Origin of the sequence: Actinoplanes italicus (genome assembly GCF_003001815.1) — a bacterium.
Lineage (GTDB): Bacteria > Actinomycetota > Actinomycetes > Mycobacteriales > Micromonosporaceae > Actinoplanes > Actinoplanes italicus.
Genome location: NZ_PVMZ01000001.1, coordinates 254,137 through 269,534, shown reverse-complemented (window position 1 = coordinate 269,534; position 15,398 = coordinate 254,137). Strand labels below are relative to the sequence as shown.

16 protein-coding genes are annotated in these 15,398 nt (G+C 68.3%); 3 read left to right on the top strand and 13 right to left on the bottom strand.

All coding sequences use genetic code 11. From position 1 onward, the window contains the following. Window positions 1-62 precede the first annotated feature (62 nt). The 11 genes from CLV67_RS52590 to CLV67_RS01270 all read right to left on the bottom strand — a co-directional run bounded on the left by CLV67_RS52590 (window position 63) and on the right by CLV67_RS01270 (window position 11,249). Window positions 63-1,034: a hypothetical protein gene (locus CLV67_RS52590; RefSeq protein WP_203736953.1), complete on the bottom strand. Its 972-nt coding sequence runs from the start codon at window positions 1,032-1,034 to the stop codon at window positions 63-65. A gap of 708 nt (window positions 1,035-1,742) precedes the next feature. After that, window positions 1,743-2,129, bottom strand: coding sequence for a response regulator transcription factor (locus CLV67_RS01315; RefSeq protein WP_106315271.1), 387 nt, complete (start codon window positions 2,127-2,129; stop codon window positions 1,743-1,745). A gap of 132 nt (window positions 2,130-2,261) precedes the next feature. Further along, on the bottom strand, window positions 2,262-2,840 hold the full coding sequence (locus tag CLV67_RS01310) for a hypothetical protein (protein ID WP_146168948.1): 579 nt from the start codon (window positions 2,838-2,840) through the stop codon (window positions 2,262-2,264). Further along, window positions 2,840-3,535 (bottom strand): PilN domain-containing protein, encoded by a 696-nt coding sequence (locus tag CLV67_RS01305; RefSeq protein ID WP_106315269.1) that lies wholly within the window; start codon window positions 3,533-3,535, stop codon window positions 2,840-2,842. Before CLV67_RS01305 ends, CLV67_RS01310 begins: the two co-directional genes overlap by 1 nt. Continuing rightward, window positions 3,532-4,557: a type IV pilus assembly protein PilM gene (gene pilM / locus CLV67_RS01300; RefSeq protein ID WP_106315268.1), complete on the bottom strand. Its 1,026-nt coding sequence runs from the start codon at window positions 4,555-4,557 to the stop codon at window positions 3,532-3,534. The genes CLV67_RS01305 and pilM overlap by 4 nt, the downstream gene beginning before the upstream one ends. A 46-nt stretch (window positions 4,558-4,603) precedes the next feature. Then, window positions 4,604-5,386: a prepilin peptidase gene (locus CLV67_RS01295; protein ID WP_106315267.1), complete on the bottom strand. Its 783-nt coding sequence runs from the start codon at window positions 5,384-5,386 to the stop codon at window positions 4,604-4,606. Between the two features lie 76 nt (window positions 5,387-5,462). Continuing rightward, on the bottom strand, window positions 5,463-5,954 hold the full coding sequence (locus tag CLV67_RS01290) for a type II secretion system protein (protein WP_106315266.1): 492 nt from the start codon (window positions 5,952-5,954) through the stop codon (window positions 5,463-5,465). Between the two features lie 124 nt (window positions 5,955-6,078). Next, window positions 6,079-7,308, bottom strand: coding sequence for a type II secretion system F family protein (locus tag CLV67_RS01285; protein WP_106315265.1), 1,230 nt, complete (start codon window positions 7,306-7,308; stop codon window positions 6,079-6,081). A gap of 3 nt (window positions 7,309-7,311) precedes the next feature. After that, the gene (locus CLV67_RS01280) at window positions 7,312-8,436 is read right to left on the bottom strand and encodes a type IV pilus twitching motility protein PilT (RefSeq protein ID WP_106315264.1); all 1,125 of its coding nucleotides are present in this window, start codon (window positions 8,434-8,436) and stop codon (window positions 7,312-7,314) included. Window positions 8,437-8,519: 83 nt separating this feature from the next. After that, entirely contained in the window at window positions 8,520-10,187 is a 1,668-nt protein-coding gene (locus CLV67_RS01275; RefSeq protein ID WP_106315263.1) for a GspE/PulE family protein, read from the bottom strand. 90 nt (window positions 10,188-10,277) lie between these two features. Beyond that, complete coding sequence (locus CLV67_RS01270; protein ID WP_106315710.1) at window positions 10,278-11,249, bottom strand: GlxA family transcriptional regulator; 972 nt, start codon at window positions 11,247-11,249, stop codon at window positions 10,278-10,280. Between the two features lie 53 nt (window positions 11,250-11,302). On the opposite strand from CLV67_RS01270, the gene CLV67_RS01265 reads away from it, so the two are divergent. Then, a complete protein-coding gene (locus CLV67_RS01265) occupies window positions 11,303-12,571 on the top strand; it encodes an MFS transporter (RefSeq protein ID WP_203736954.1) in 1,269 nt (422 codons plus the stop codon). On the opposite strand, the gene CLV67_RS01260 is transcribed toward CLV67_RS01265, so the two are convergent. Further along, entirely contained in the window at window positions 12,552-14,228 is a 1,677-nt protein-coding gene (locus CLV67_RS01260) for a putative bifunctional diguanylate cyclase/phosphodiesterase (protein WP_106315261.1), read from the bottom strand. The two genes, CLV67_RS01265 and CLV67_RS01260, sit on opposite strands and share 20 nt — an antisense overlap. Before the next feature lie 164 nt (window positions 14,229-14,392). Here CLV67_RS01260 and CLV67_RS50870 point away from each other — a divergent pair, with 164 nt between their 5' ends. Beyond that, a complete protein-coding gene (locus CLV67_RS50870) occupies window positions 14,393-14,650 on the top strand; it encodes a hypothetical protein (protein WP_146168947.1) in 258 nt (85 codons plus the stop codon). 49 nt (window positions 14,651-14,699) lie between these two features. Beyond that, complete coding sequence (locus CLV67_RS01255; RefSeq protein ID WP_106315260.1) at window positions 14,700-15,032, top strand: hypothetical protein; 333 nt, start codon at window positions 14,700-14,702, stop codon at window positions 15,030-15,032. 38 nt (window positions 15,033-15,070) lie between these two features. Here the strand turns inward: CLV67_RS01255 and CLV67_RS01250 are convergent, their stop codons facing one another. Further along, a complete protein-coding gene (locus CLV67_RS01250; RefSeq protein ID WP_106315259.1) occupies window positions 15,071-15,355 on the bottom strand; it encodes a DUF427 domain-containing protein in 285 nt (94 codons plus the stop codon). Window positions 15,356-15,398 lie beyond the last annotated feature (43 nt).

Below are 15,398 nucleotides of genomic sequence, written 5' to 3'. Positions count from 1 at the left end.
ACATAAGTAGCAGAGAAGGGCGGTCGGCGGTATGCCGGCCGCCCTTCGGCGTGCACGCGATATCAGGGTTGGCGCTGGACGATACCCGTCGCGAACCATGCGACCAGTGTGGTGGCGAGGTGAACCGCGGCGCGTGCTTCGGCCTCCGTCTCTAGCCGGGTGGGAAGTTGCCCTCCGTGCCGCGAGGTCTGCCCTTTCCACAGCACGGTCATCATGGCGAAGGCCGTCTCGACGCCAGCGGAGGTTCCGGGGTCTCCGATGCTGGCCGTGAATCGATGCGGTGCGTTCCGGAACTCACCGAGCATGGAGCCGAGGGTGGCCGTGCCATGGTTGGGCTGAACGATTGAGTGCGCTGCCGCCTCGACGGCCTTGATGGCGTCGCTGTACGCCCGCGGTGCGTCCGGATGCAGTCCGTTCAGGGCGGCCCACGCCGAGAGCAGGAAGTCCGAGGCCGATCCGGACGCGGGCATCTGGTCGACGGCAGTGCTTGCATCCGTGAGCGCGATCTCGCTGGCCGGCTCTGTACGGCGTACGAGACGGCGTCCGTCCTCGGAGATGCGGTAGATCAGCCTGGCGTCGTCGAGGTGCTGTTGTAGGTCTCTCCGGTGATCGCGCTTCACTGCGTTCATCGCAGCGATCATCTGGATCGGGAGCGGGTCGGCACGATTCGGACCCGGGCCGAGGACCGGGAGCAGGTCCAGGAAAGCGTCGACCACGTCAGGCAGTCCCCTGTCGGGCACCGAGTTGGCCAGCGCGTAGCGGACCCAGTCATGATGGTCGAGCGGTTCCAGGAACTCGTCGTCGCCGTCTTTTTCGGGATCCCATTCCAGCCGGATGGCCAAACGTACGGGAACGCGATCGAGGTCCCGGCTGTTGATGTCTCGGCCAGCAAGGATGATCCACTGCCGTAGCTCAGCGGCCAGGGCGGGAGAGACTCTCGGGTGCCACTGCTGGTTCCCGCTTCGGCGAGCGGACAGCGGCCGCCACAGTTCAGACGTCGACACGCTGGAGACGTTAGCGCTCGGGATCATCATCTCGCCCCGGAGATTCGGCCGTTACCCAGGTAGCAGCGTGAGTCACAGAGGTACATCAAGAGACACAATGAAGCACGCATAGACATAGGCTGAGCAGCGGCGATAGACTTTGCGCAGGTCAACGGCTCGATGGGTGAGGGGTTCGAGTCCCCTCAGCTCCACGAGAGCGATGGGCGATCTGTGTTCGCGGAAAGCGCGAACCGGGTCGCCCTCGTCATATCTACTCCGTGGGCCGAGCCCCCGGAAACCCCGCGTCACGGTGGGCTCTGTAGGCGTTCTCGCTCCGCTTACCCCGGTTGTGGTCGCCGTGTGTGTTCTGGTTCGGCTTACCCCGGTTGTGGTCGCCGTGTGTGTTCTGGTTCGGCCTACCCCGGCTGTGGTCGCCGTGTGCGTTTAGGTTCGGCTTACCCCACCTTGGTTGTCGCGGTGTGCGAGCAGGTTTCGCCGACCCGGCTGTTTCGCTTAGCCCGGGTGTTGTCGCGGTTTGTGTTCTGGGTTCGGCATTAGGTGGGCCGGGTTTGAGTGCCGATTGTGTACGACGGGCGCGCTCGGCGGCCGTGCACGAGGCTTGGGACCCGTGCCGTTACGGGGGGAACGGCACGGGCCGGGCGTAACGATAACCGTCTTTTCGGACAGAAGCGAGGGTTTGTTGGCGATCTAGAGGAATCGCACAGGAAAGCGCTTTTCGTCGAGAGGGTCCGGCCGGCGTCAGGCGCCCAGGTGGCGGCGGCTGATCAGGGCCTGCAGCTGCGCCACCAGATCGCGCGGGGTGATCGGCTTCGACAGGTAGCCGTCGGCGCCCGCGCTCAGGCCGGCCTTCACGTCGTAGGCGTGGTTGTTGCCGGAGACCATCAGGATCGCCATGTCGCGGGTCGCCGGGGTGCTGCGGGCAAGCTGGCACAGCTCCATGCCGTTCATGGCCGGCATCCGTACGTCGGTGATCATGCCGACCGGCTTGGCGACGGTGAGGATGCGGGCCGCGGTGTTCCCGTCCTTGGCGCCGAGCGCGCGGTACCCCGCCGACTCGAGGGTCACGGTGAGCAGATCGCGGGCGTCGGAGTCGTCGTCGGCGATCAGGATCAGGTTCTGGTTCATGCGGGGATTCCCTCCTGGGTCTGCACCTGCCTGATCGGCCGGGCCGGATGGCCGGCGAGGTTTGTTCGGTTGCGGTCCGGGTGCGACGAAAGCCCCTGTTCCGTGGGGAAGCAGGGGCTTTCGGTGTTCCGGTCAGGACTTGACGGTCGCGGTCTCCGTCGAGGTGATGAAGGCCTTGAGCGTGAGTGACAGCTCCCAGCCCATGTCGCCCTCACCGAGCTTCGCGGTCTCGATGAGCAGGGCCCGCGGCTGTTCGGTCTGCAGGTGCTTCACGAGCTTCAGGATGTTCTCGACCTTGACGGCCTCGATGTTGAGGGTGATCGGCAGCAGGGTCACGGTGCTGGTCGTCTTGGACAGTTCCTCACCGGTCGCGCCGTAGCCGCTGACCTCGACGTCGTACTTGGCGCCGAGGGTCTGCAGCTGCTTCAGGAACTCCGGGATCCGGTTGGTCGTGTTGTCGTGCGGGATGGCCTGCTGCGCGGTGACCAGGGTCTTCTTGTACTGGTTGATCTTCTTGAGCTCCGTCTTGAGCTCGGCCAGGCGCTTCTGCTCGGTGATGAGCTGGGTCTGGGTGGTGGCGGTGTCGCCGTGGACGGTGTCCCGTGCGTTGTACTGCGGCTTGATCATCATGAACCAGCCACCGGCGACGAGCAGGATGGTCAGGGCCAGGCCGCCGAAGAGCCAGATCTGATCCATACGGCGTGCGGTCATCACTTACCTCCGCTCGGGCACTTGGCGGTGAAACGGCCGCAGAGCGCCTTGTCGGTCACGGTCACCGTGATCGAGAAGGAGTAGATCTTCTTGTCCTTCTCCCACGTGACGCTCGTGACGAACGGGTTCGTCACGTGTTCGAGGGTGCCGAGCTTGTTGACGAAGTCGGCTACGCGGCGCTTGTCCAGGGCCGCGCCGGCGATGTCCAGCGATCCGATCGTCCCGGTGGAGGCCGCCGACTCGCTGTCGATGTCGGCCAGGCCACCGTTGATCTCGGTGACGGCCACCTTCTCGTCGTACGCCGTGTCGCCGATCAGATTGATCAGGTTGGTCCAGGAGAGGTCCTTGGCCAGCACGGCGCTCAGCTCCTTGCCGAGCGTCTCACCGCCGTCCTGGTATTCGACGAGCGTCCTGAACTCGTCGGTCTTCTGCGCCGCACGGGTCGTGGTGAGGCTCTGGAACATCTGCTCGTACTCGTCGTCGGCGGTCTGCTTGGCGAGAGTCGCCTGCCAGTACCAGGCGCCGAGGCCGGCCACGACGAGGAGGACCACGAACACGATCAGCGAGCGGACCTTCCGGGATCGCCGGCCGTCCCGGATCTCCGGGGGCATCAGGTCGGCGCGGATGGTGAGGACCCGGGCCGCCTGCTGCGGCGAGACCGAGGGGTCCACGGGCATCAGTGCGGTGGTGGTCATCGGCTCGCTCCGAGGGTGAGGCCGATCGACACCGCAGCCGACGGCACGAAACTGTCGAACCCGCGCTCCCGGGCCTTGCGGGTGTCGCGGAGGCGGGACGCGTTGTCGGCGTACATCACCGGGACGCCGAGCTGCTCCTGGAGATGCTCGGCGAGGCCGGGCATGAGGGCGCTGCCCCCGCAGAGCGCGATCCGGGTGACCTGCTTCTGGCGTTCGCCAGAGGCGAGGTAGGTGAACGAGCTGCGCAGCTCGCTGGAGAGCGGGCGGACCGCGTCGACGAGGGCGGCCACGGTGTCCGGGTTGCCGTCGCCGTGCAGGCCGTACCGGCACTTCAGCGCCTCGGCCTCGACGGTCGGCAGGCCCAGCCGGGTGCCGATGTTCTCGGTGATCTCGGCGCCACCGCGCGGGAGGGTACGGACGAACAGCGGCTCGCCGTCCGCATGGACCACCACGCTGGTGATGTTGGCGCCGATGTCCACGATGGCCTCGACCTGGGCGTCGAGCCGCGAGGCGGAGCGCAGCATGGCGAACGAGGCGAGGTCGACACCGGTCACCTTGAGGCCGGCCTTCTGCACCGCCTGGACCATGGTGAGGACCGCGTCCTTGGGCATGGCGATCAGCAGGCCGCGCACGGTCGGGTTCTCGCCGGGCTGCTCGAGGGGGTAGAAGTCCAGCAGCGAGCGCTCGACCGCGAGCGGCAACTGCTCCTTGACCTGGAACGGCAGCGCCTGACGCATCTGGCTCTGCGGCAGGTTGGCCACCGAGGTCTCGCGGACCACCAGCTGCGGGTTGGTGACCGCGAGGGTGACCTTCTTGGTGGCGAACTTGCTGGCGGCCCAGAGCTGCTTGAGGGCGGCGGTGACCGTGCCGGGGTCCTGCACCACGCCGGCCGAGACGGTGCCCGGGTCCAGCGGGAACTGGCCGAAGTTGATGAGCGTGTAGTCGTCCTTGTTGCGACGGACTTCCACGGCCCGGATGGAGGTCGAGCCGATGTCAAGCCCGATCGGTGTTGAGCCAGCCATCGGTCTTCCTTCCTTCTCAGCGGGGTGGGTCAGGCGGCGGGGTGGGTCAGGCGGCGGGGAGGAGCAGGTTCGTGTACCAGCCGGCGAGCGGGGCCGCCGCGAAGACCGCGAGGAAGGCACCGGCCAGCATGTACGGGCCGAACGGGATCCGGGTCTTGCGGGAGGCCAGCTTCAGCGTCATCAGCGTGCCGCCGACCAGGCCTCCGAGCAGGAACCCGGCGAAGGCGCCGACCGCGACCGCGCCCCAGCCGAGCCAGCCGAGGTAGAAGCCGAGCAGCGGTGCCAGTTTCACGTCACCGCCGCCCATGCCGAAGGTGGCGAGCACCCGGTAGAGCACGTAGAGGACGATCGCCGCGATGCCGCCGCGGAGCAGAGCGCCCGGGTCACCCGCGGCGATCGAGACCGGGGTGAGAAGGGCGACCGCGACGCCGTACGAGGGGAGCACGATCTTGTCGGGGAGTCGCATCACGTCGAGGTCGATCATCGTGAGAGCGACCGCGACGGCGGCGAGGTAGAGGTAGGCGGGTAGTTCCCAGGACCAGCCGAACCGGGCGGCGACCGCGACGAACAGGGCCGCCGTGCCGGCCTCGACCAGCGGGTAACGGGCGCTGATCCGCAGACCGCAGTCCGCGCACCTACCGCGGAGCATCAGCCAGCCGAGCACCGGTACGTTGTGCCGCGCCCGGACCGGGTTGCCGCACTGCGGGCAGTGCGAGGCCGGGTGGACCAGCGACTCGTCGCGGGGCACCCGGTGGATCACGACGTTCAGGAACGAACCGATGGCGAGCCCGAACAGGGCCACGATGCCGAACAGCAGGGTCCCGGGCACGGTGTCCTCCTCGGGCTCGTCGTCGGGGATGGTGCTCCGGGTGGCGCCGTTGTCGGCGCCACCCGGATTCAGTGCGTCACGCGCAGGCGACGACCGTCACACCGGTCGGGGCCTCCTTGACCGATCCACCGGCCTGGCTGTCGTACAGGTACACCTTGCCGCTGCCGCCGGAGTTGGTGGCGCAGATCTTGTAGGTGCCGGGGCTCGCGGTGCCGCCGTTGACGTAGGTGAGGCGGGTCTTGTCGGACAGCGTGATCACCTTGGCGTCGGTGGCGGTCGACATCTTCAGCGAGGGCTTGTCACCGTCGACGTTGTTCTCGGTGAGGGTGCCGGTCGGGTACTTGTTGCCGTTCTCGGTGTAGAACTGCTCGATCGCGGAGATCGCGCCACGCACGTCGGACTGGGCCGACTTGTCGGCGGCACCCTGGCGGTAGTTCAGGTAGACCGGGACGGCGATCGCGACGAGGACACCGATGATCACCACGACGACCAGGAGTTCGATGAGGGTGAAGCCCTCGTCGTTCTTCTTGCCGGCACGGAGACGGGTGATGACGTCGTGAAGCTTCATTTCGGGGTGCCTCCAGGGCATGGGGTGGTGCGGGGAAGGGGTGACCGGGCTCGGGTGCCCGGGTGCTGCTTCGGCCGTCGGGAGTCGGCCGGGGATGCGGCAGGACGCTTCCTTGCGTCCGCCGTCAGTTCTGGATGTTCTGGTAGATCGTGAACATCGGCAGGTAGAGGCAGATCACCATGCCGCCGACCACGGTGCCCATGACGAGCACCATGATGGGTTCGATCGATGCGGTCAGTGATTCCGCGGCCTCATCGACCTCGCGGTCGTAGAAGTCGGCAATCTTGTCGAGCATCTGACTGATCTGACCGCTCTCTTCTCCGACTTCGATCATCTGGGTGACCATCTCGGGGAAGATCGGATGATGCCGCAGCGCCGAGGACATGGGCTGACCGTCACGAACGGTCGACTGCACGTCCTTCATCGCGGCATTGATCACCTCGTTGCCGGTGGTCTCGCCGACCACCGCGAGCGCCTGCATGACCGGAACGCCGACGTTCAGGAGCAGGCCGAGGTTGCGTGAGAAGCGGCTCATGGCGAGCTTGCGCAGCAGCGGGCCGAAGACCGGGAGCTTGATCTTGATCGTGTCGACCTTGAGGCGGAATTCCTCGCTGCTACGCATCTGCCGCTTGTAGAAGAAGCTCGTGCCGAACATCAGACCCAGGACCAGCGGCCCGATCCAGCCCATGTTGTGGCTGGCGGTGACCAGGAACTGGGTGATCGCCGGCAGTTCGCCGCCGAGGCTTTTGAACATCGCCTCGAAGATCGGGACGATGAAGATCAGGACGCCGGCGATCATCACGAACGTGAAGCCGAGCACGATCGCCGGATAGGTCAGCGCGGCCTTGATCTTGCCGCGGAGCGCGGTGTCCTTCTCAAGGCTGTCGGCGATCTGCTCGAGAGCCTTGTCGATCATGCCGCCGGTCTCGCCGGCCCGGATCATGGCGATCATCAGGCGCGGGAAGGCGCGGTCGTGCTTGGCCATCGACGCGGACAGACCCGCGCCGGTGGCCACGTCGGTGCGTACCTCGCCGATCGCCTTCTTCAGCGGCAGCGAGGAGGTCTGCTCCTCGAGGATCGACAGCGACCGCAGCAGCGACATGCCGGACGCGGTCATGGTGGCGAACTGCCGTGCGAAGACCGCGAGGTCCTTGAGCTTGACCTTGTTGCCCAGGCCGGGGATCTTCAGGTCCTTCTGGAGACCCTGACCCGCCTCGATCAGGTCGAGCGGAACCTCGCCGCGCTGGCGCAGCATGTGCGTGGCGGCCGCCTCGGTGGGCGCCTCGATCGTGCCCTTGGCCTTTTTGCCGCTGGCGTCGATCGCGTGATAGGTGAACGTCTTGGTGGCCGGCATCGATCAGCCCTTTCCCACGAGCCGTTTGAGCTCCTCGGGGGAGTGGCAGATCTCCAGCGCGGCCTGCATGGCGACCTTGCCCTCCCGGATCTTCTCGGCCAGGTGCTGGTCGAAGGCGAGCATGCCGTCGGCCCCACCGGCCTGCATGAAGGACGGGATCTGGTGCGTCTTGCCCTCCCGGATCAGGCTGCGGATGGCCGGGGTGGCGGTGAGGATCTCGCAGATCACGGCCCGGCCCTTTCCATCGGCAGTCGGCGCCAGGGCTTGAGTGATCACGCCCTGGAGACTTGCCGCCAGCTGGGCACGGATCTGCAGCTGCTGATGCGGAGGGAAGATGTCGATGACACGGTCGATGGTCTGCGTGGCGCTCTGCGTGTGCAGGGTCGCCATCACGAGGTGACCGGTCTCCGCGGCGGTCAGCGCCGTGGAGGTGGTGGTCAGGTCACGCAGCTCACCGACCAGGATGATGTCCGGGTCCTGGCGCAGCGCGTGCTTGAGCGCCGAGGCGAAGGTGTCGGTGTCGGTGCCGACCTCCCGCTGGTTCACCACGGACCGCTTGTGCGGGTGCAGGAACTCGATCGGGTCCTCGATGGTGATGATGTGGTCGGCCCGGCTGCGGTTGGCCAGGTCCAGCAGCGACGCCAGGGTGGTCGTCTTGCCCGAGCCGGTGGGGCCGGTCACCAGGACCAGGCCACGCGGCAGGTGGGCGAAGCGGGCCACCGACTCCGGCATGCCGAGCTCGTCCAGCGGCTTGATCTTGTGCGGGATGGCCCGGAAGACCGCGCCGCACGAGGTCCGCTGGCGGTACAGGTTGCCCCGGAAACGGGAGACCCCGACGATGCTGTGCGCGAAGTCCATCTCCTGATCGGCGAGGAACGTCTCCCACTGGGCGGGGGAGACGGCCGCGCGGGCCAGAAGCTCGGTGTCCGCGGTGTTCAGCTTGCCGTAGCCGGGGACCGGCCGGAGCGAGCCGTGCACCCGCATCATCGGCGGGGAGCCGACCGTCAGGTGCAGGTCGGAGCCGCCCGACTCGACCAGGGTGATGAGCATCGAGTCGAGCACGTCCAGGTCGTCCGCTGACGCGGCGGCGGAACCCGCCTGGCGTGCGTCGTGCTGGAGCGTGTCCATCTGTTCTCCCAGGTCCGTGCTCGGTGTGTCCGACGCCTGTTGAATCGGCACCACCGGGACCTGGTTTAGTAGCGAAACCGGTGCTATACGGCTACCCGGGAGATCTCTCTGATCGAGGTCAGTCCGCCGGCCGCCTTGGCCAGCCCGTCGGCGCGCAGGTCGTACATCCCTTGGCTCACCGCGACGTCGCGGATCTCGCCTGCCGGGGCCCGCCGGATGGTCAGCGACTCGATCTCGGCGCTCACCGGCATCACCTCGTGGATCGCGATCCGGCCCTTGTACCCGGTGTTCGCGCAGTTCCGGCAGCCGATCGGCTTGTACAGCACCTGGGGGAAGGGCAGGTCCTCCAGGGGCCAGCGGGCGCCGAGCACCTCCTCCTCGGTCGGCGCGTACGGCTCCTTGCACCAGTCGCAGATGCGCCGGGCCAGGCGCTGGGCGAGCACGCAGTCCAGCGAGGAGCCGACCAGGAACGGCTCGATCCCCATCTCGGTGAGACGGGTGACCGCGCCGGGGGCGTCGTTGGTGTGCAGAGTGGAGAGGAGAAGGTGACCGGTGAGGGCGGCCTCGACGGCGATCTGCGCGGTGTGCCCGTCCCTGATCTCACCGATCAGGACCACATCGGGGTCGGTACGCAGAATCGCAGGCAGCACCGCCGTGAAGGTGAGCCCGGCCTTCGCGTTGACCTGTACCTGATTGATGCCGCGCAGCCGGTACTCCACCGGATCCTCGACCGTGATCACATTGACCTCCGGCCGGCTGATCTTGCCGAGTGTGGCGTACAGCGTCGTCGATTTGCCGGAACCGGTCGGCCCGGTCACCAGCACCATGCCGTGCGGCTTGGTGAAGGAGGCGCTGAAGCGATCCAGGTTGTGCTGGGTGAAGCCGAGTTTTGCCAGGTCCAGGTCGATGCCGCCGGTGTCGAGCACGCGGAGCACGATCTTCTCGCCCCAGACCGTGGGCAGCGTGGCGGTACGTAGGTCGACCACCCGGTCGCGGATCTGCGCGGAGATGCGGCCGTTCTGTGGGATCCGCTTCTCGGTGATGTCCACCCCGGACATGATCTTGATTCGGGAGATGAGCGCGTTCATCACGCCACGGGGCACCAGGTCCACCTCGTGCAGCACGCCGTCGATGCGGTACCGGACCCGCATGTCGTCCTCGGTCGGCTCCAGGTGCAGGTCGGAGGCACGGTTCATGACGGCCTGCTCGATCAGGCTGTTCACGTAGCGGACGATCGGCGCGTCGTCGGTGCTGGTCGCCTGCGCGGACATGCCGGCCTGGTCGTCCAGCCCGGCGTCGGCCAGATCGGCCAGGTCGGCGCCCTCACGCTGGAGCTTCTCGATGATCCGCCGCACCTCGCTGCGGGCCACCACCACGGGACGGATCGTCATGCCGGTGGCGGCGCGAACGTCGTCGAGGGCCACCACGTCGGCCGGGTCGGTCACACCGACGACCAGCTCGCCGTCGTTGATCGCCAGGCCGAGTACCCGGTGCCGCAGCACGACCGGCAGCGGGATCCGCTTCAGTGCCTGCGGATCGGGGGTGAAGCCGACCAGGTCCAGGGTGTTGATGCCGAACGCGGCGGCGGCCGCCTGGGTCAGCTGCTCCTCGGTGACGACCTGGTCGTTGATCAGGACGGCACGGACCGGCCGACCGCTACGTTGTGCCTCCGCCGCGGCCCGGTCCACCGCGTCGGGGTCGACACCGATCTGTTTGAGAGCGTCGAGCAGCGGGCGGAAGGTTTGATCCATTGGTTCCTCGGCCGGGGTGGAGAAGAGGGCTCAAGAAACCAGTCGGACACTTTCCCGCCGAACTGAGGCGACAGATCAATGGAAAGAAGATCAATGACGGAAGGTGCGACGGTACGCCGAAGGCGCCACCCCGATCGTGGCGTGCAGATGCTGGCGCAGGGCGGTCGCGCTGCCGAGCCCGGAGCGGCGGGCCACCGCGTCGACCGCCAGGTCGGTCGACTCCAGCAGGATGCGAGCGTGCTCGACGCGCTGACGGAGCAGCCACTGCCGGGGACTGAGCCCGGTCTCGTCCCGGAACCGGCGGGTGAACGTGCGGACGCTCATCCGGGCGTGCCCGGCCATCTCCTCCAGCGTGACCGGCTCGGCCAGTCGATCCAGCACCCAGGCCCGGGTCTGATCGGTGCCGACCCCGTTGGCAACCGGGATCGGACGCTCGATGTACTGCGCCTGTCCGCCGTCCCGCCAGGGTGGCACCACGCAGCGGCGGGCCGCCCGGTTGGCGACCGAGGCCCCGTGATCGCCACGGATCATGTGCAGGCACAGGTCGACCCCGGCACCGACACCGGCCGAGGTCAGCACGTTCCCGTCGTCCACGAAAAGCACGTCGAAGTCCCACGCGACCTGTGGATAGAGGCCGCCGATCCGTTCTGCCCAGGCCCAGTGGGTGGCGGCCGGGCGGCCGTCGAGCAGGCCGGCCGCGGCGAGCACCGAGGCGCCGGTGCAGATCGACACGATCCGGGCGCCCCGGGCCGCGGCGGCGATCAACGCCTCACGGACGTCGGCGGGCAGGGATCCGTCGGTGACCGGGCCGCCCTGGTGGATTCCTGGGACGATCACCGTGTCGGCGACCTCGAGCAGGTCCAGCCCGTGGTCGGGGACGACGGTGAAACCCACCTCAGTGGTGACCGGGCCGGCGCCGCAGACGCGTACGTCGTACAGCCGCTTGAGGTTCTCGTCCCTGGCCGAGAGGAACACCTGCGTGGCCGTGCCCAGGTCGAAGGGGACGAGGCCGTCGAGGATCAGGACCGCAATCCGGTGTTTCATGGCTCGATTCTTGCGCATCATGGCTCTCCGGCCACTCGTCCGAAGGCCCGGAAAGCAGAAGGATCGGTGTCGTGAGACGTTTCCATCCCGCCTGGGCGGTCGCCGCGGTCACCTTCGTCGCCCTGCTCGGTGCCGCCGGGTTCCGGGCCACCCCGTCCGTCATGCTGCAGCCGCTGCACGACGAGTTCGGCTGGTCCCTCGGCACCATCTCGGCCGCCGTCTCGGTGAACCTGCTGCTCTACGGCCTGACCGCGCCGTTCGCCGCGGCACTGATGAACAGATTCGGCATCCGGCGGGTGGCGATGGCCGCGCTGCTGCTCGTCTCGGCCGGCTCCGGCCTGACGCTGTGGATGACCCAGAGCTGGCAGTTGATGCTGTGCTGGGGCGTCCTGGTCGGGCTCGGCACCGGGTCGCTGGCTCTCGGGTTCGTGGCCACCATCGCCAACCGCTGGTTCGTCCGGCACCGCGGGATCGTCATCGGGGTGCTCACCGCCGCCGGCGCGACCGGCAACCTGATCTTCCTGCCGGTGCTGTCGCGGATCGTCGAGTCGGACGGCTGGCGCACGGCGGCGCTGACCGTGTCGGTGGCCGCGCTTCTCGTCGTACCGCTCATCTTCTGGCGTCTCCGGGACCACCCCGCGGACCTGAACATGCCCGCCCTCGGAGCCACCGAGATCGTGATGCCGGCGAAGCCGGCCGGAGGCGCCGCCGGCAACGCGCTCCGCGCCCTCCGTGACGCCGCGAAGACGCGACCGTTCTGGCTGCTCGCCGGTGGTTTCGCGATCTGTGGGGCGACCACCAACGGACTGGTCGGCACGCACTTCATCCCGGCCGCGCACGACCACGGGATGCCGCAGACCACGGCGGCCGGGCTGCTCGCGCTGGTCGGGCTCTTCGACATCGCCGGCACCATCGCGTCCGGCTGGCTGACCGACCGGGTGGACAGCCGGATCCTGCTCGGCGCCTACTACGCGCTGCGCGGGCTGTCGCTGCTGGCCCTGCCGTCGCTGTTCGCGGCGACCGCGCACCCCAGCATGCTGATCTTCATCCTCTTCTACGGGCTGGACTGGGTGGCGACCGTGCCGCCGACCGTCACGCTCTGCCGGGAGTACTTCGGCGAGTCGGGAGCGATCGTCTTCGGCTGGGTCTTCGCCTCGCACCAGTTCGGCGCGGCGGCCGCCGCCACCGCCGCCGGTCTCGTCCGCGACCAGTTCGGCAACTACACCATGGCCTGGTACGTGGCCGGCGGGCTGGCCATCCTCGGTGCGGTCCTGAGCCTCATGCTCTATGCCGGCAAGCACCTGCCGGCCGTCGACGAGCTCACAGCTGTTCGGCCGTGACGACCTCGACGGACTGCTTGTCCAGCAGCTCGGTCACGCCGAGCGCCGGCATCGGCCTGGCGAAGTGGTAACCCTGGGCCCGACCCGCGCCCAGGTCCTTGAGCCGTTCCGCCTGCCCGGCGTCCTCGACGCCCTCGGCCACCGGGGAGAGATTGAAGGTACGGGCGATGTGCAGCACCGCCTCGGCCACCGACGCGCCGCCCGTCTCCGGCATCGCCTGCACGAATGAGCGGTCAATCTTGACCACGTCCACCGGCAGGGTGCTGAGGTGGCTGAGCGAGGAGAAGCCGGTGCCGAAGTCGTCCAGCGCGATCCGGACACCCAGCTCCTTGAGTGCGCTGAGCACCCGGGCCGACTCGACCAGGTCGGTCAGCGCCACCGACTCGGTCAGCTCCAGCACCAGGTCCTGCGGCGGCAGGCCGGTCCGGGCCAGCACCTCGCGCACCTCGTCCACGAGACGCGGGTTGGTGAGCTGAGAGGCGGACAGGTTGACGTTCATCTCGAAGCCGGGGAACCGGTTCTGCCAGTCCATCGCCTGCCGGCAGGCCTCCTCCAGCACCCAGCCACCCAGCTTGGGCACCTGGCCGAGCTGCTCGGCCAGATCCAGGAACAGCGCGGGCGGAACCAGGCCCTTCTCCGGGTGACGCCAGCGGACCAGCGCCTCCACCCCGACCGTGATGCCACCGTTGTCCAGGTCCACGATCGGCTGGTAGTGCACCTCGAACTCGCCGGCCTCCAGACCGCGCATCAGATCCTGCTCGGCGATGCGGCGCTGCTCGGCCTTGGCGAACAGGACCGGATCGAACCGGCGGGCCACCCCGCCGCCGTCCCGCTTGGCCCGCAGCAGAGCCTGGTCGGCACGGCGCAGCACCCCGTCCAGGCCGTCGAGCCCGTCGGTGATCGCCACGCCGGCGCTGGCCCGGATGCTCAGTGCCACCCCGCCCACCTGCAGCGGACGGTGGAGCTCGGTGAGGACGCGGTCGGCCACCGCGACCGCGGCGTGCTCGTCCTCCAGCCCGGGCAGCAACACCACGAACTCGTCGCCGTCGAGGCGGGCAACCGTGTCGTTGGCGCGGACGTTCACGGCGAGACGGTCGGCCGCGGCGCGCAGCAGATCGTCGCCGGCCGCGTGCCCGAGGACCTCGTTGACATCCTTCATGCCGTCGAGGTCGACCACGATCACCGCGGTCTTGGTGCGGGACGGCTCGGCCAGGACCTCCTCGGCGTACTCGAGGAACATCCGCCGGTTGCCCAGCCCGGTCAGCGGGTCCCGGAAGGCCTGCTGGGCGAGCAGTGTCTGCTGCCGGTTCCGGTCCGGATCGATCCGGTTGCCGAGGAACTGCTTCAGCACGCCGGCGCCCGCCACCGCCAGGACCAGCCAGGTCGCCGCCGGGGGAAGATCACCGGTGACGTGCCGGATGCCCGCGACGGCCAGCGAGGCCGCCACCGTGGCATGCCGCAGAACGCCGCGACGGCCGTCCAGCAGCAGCACGGCGAGGCCCAGGCAGAGCGCCGCGAGGAGCGGCATGACGCGACCCGCCAGCCCACCGGGCTGCGCGGGATCGGCCACCGGCCAGGCGAGCAGTACCAGCGACGCGACCACCACCGTGTCGTCGACGACGACACGAACCCGGTCCCAGAGAGCATTGCGACCCACGATCCACCTCCGGCGAGTCAGATCGGTTTGCGCCGGGCGCGGTTGAGTTCTTCGGGTCACTTTGAGTGAGGAACTCCGGGGTCAATCGATGCGTTGCGGTGGCGTTACAACGGTCGTCGGGTCGAGTGACCAGGGGAAGTCACCAAGGAGAGTGCTCGCCGGGTTTGCGCGAGCGTGATCTCATGGGTTTTCATCACGGTAAGTCGGTAACGGAGGGCTATAACGTGCTTGATGGAGAGCGGGTCGCCGAGGACGGCGGCCCACGCGCCGGCGGGGACGCGATGCCGGACGGTTTCCCGGTCGATGTCGACGAGCCGGTGATGCCGGCGCCGTCGTTCCCGACCTTTCATCACACACCGACGTTGCCGCACCAGGCCCCTGGCAACGGATTCGAGAGCGGACGCGATAGTCGTGCACGGTGAACCAAGCCCCTCGCTGCCGAGGCGTGGCCCGGCCCCGCCGGTGGATCGGATGGACAACGCCGAGCTGGCGCGGCTGATCGAGTCCGAGCACCCCTATCGGGGGAAGGCCCTCTTCGAGCTCTGCGACCGGATCGCGCTCGACGACGACGCGGCCACCAAGGTGGCGATGCTGTCGCGTCTGACCTCACTGCGCCGGGCGCGGCTGTTCGACCGGGTGTCACTGGCCTGGTCGGCGATCATCGCGCTGCTGGCAGCCGAGACGACGCACGCCCGCGAGGAGGCGTACGCGGCGTTCGGTGCGCTCACCCCGGAGGAGCAGCGGGACATGCTGGACTATCTGGAGGTCACGAAGATCGAGGAGGCCCACCCACGGATCACGTGAGCGGGCCCCCGGAGTTCAAGTCTCGTTCGGGACGCTTGTCAGGCCTGGATCAGGACGTCTCTTCGGAACGCGACCCGATCGCGTACGGCCTTGGCGTCCGGCTTCGGGTCGGGGTAGAACCAGGCGGCGTCCGCGGCCGTCTGCCCGTCCGCCCGGAGCGAGTAGTAGGAGGCCCTGCCCTTCCACGGGCAGACGGTGTGGGTGTCCGAGGGGATGAGCACGTCCTCGCGGACGCTGGCGAGGGGGAAGTAGTGGTTGCCCTCGAGTACCACCGTGTCGTCGCTCTCGGCGATCACTTCGTCGTTCCAGATGGCCTTCGGCATGTCCCGAACGTAGCGCGTGGGCGGGTTTGTGTCTGATATGTGC

What these genes read in the sequence shown, in the direction of transcription:
- CLV67_RS01305 (WP_106315269.1), bottom strand. Translation starts at nt 3,535, where the DNA reads ATGACCACCACCGCACTGATGCCCGTGGACCCCTCGGTCTCGCCGCAG.
- CLV67_RS01280 (WP_106315264.1), bottom strand. Translation starts at nt 8,436, where the DNA reads ATGGACACGCTCCAGCACGACGCACGCCAGGCGGGTTCCGCCGCCGCG.
- CLV67_RS01270 (WP_106315710.1), bottom strand. Translation starts at nt 11,249, where the DNA reads ATGCGCAAGAATCGAGCCATGAAACACCGGATTGCGGTCCTGATCCTC.
- CLV67_RS52590 (WP_203736953.1), bottom strand. Translation starts at nt 1,034, where the DNA reads ATGATGATCCCGAGCGCTAACGTCTCCAGCGTGTCGACGTCTGAACTG.
- CLV67_RS01310 (WP_146168948.1), bottom strand. Translation starts at nt 2,840, where the DNA reads ATGACCGCACGCCGTATGGATCAGATCTGGCTCTTCGGCGGCCTGGCC.
- CLV67_RS01275 (WP_106315263.1), bottom strand. Translation starts at nt 10,187, where the DNA reads ATGGATCAAACCTTCCGCCCGCTGCTCGACGCTCTCAAACAGATCGGT.
- pilM (WP_106315268.1), bottom strand. Translation starts at nt 4,557, where the DNA reads ATGGCTGGCTCAACACCGATCGGGCTTGACATCGGCTCGACCTCCATC.
- CLV67_RS01290 (WP_106315266.1), bottom strand. Translation starts at nt 5,954, where the DNA reads ATGAAGCTTCACGACGTCATCACCCGTCTCCGTGCCGGCAAGAAGAAC.
- CLV67_RS01255 (WP_106315260.1), top strand. Translation starts at nt 14,700, where the DNA reads ATGGACAACGCCGAGCTGGCGCGGCTGATCGAGTCCGAGCACCCCTAT.
- CLV67_RS01250 (WP_106315259.1), bottom strand. Translation starts at nt 15,355, where the DNA reads ATGCCGAAGGCCATCTGGAACGACGAAGTGATCGCCGAGAGCGACGAC.
- CLV67_RS01315 (WP_106315271.1), bottom strand. Translation starts at nt 2,129, where the DNA reads ATGAACCAGAACCTGATCCTGATCGCCGACGACGACTCCGACGCCCGC.
- CLV67_RS01285 (WP_106315265.1), bottom strand. Translation starts at nt 7,308, where the DNA reads ATGCCGGCCACCAAGACGTTCACCTATCACGCGATCGACGCCAGCGGC.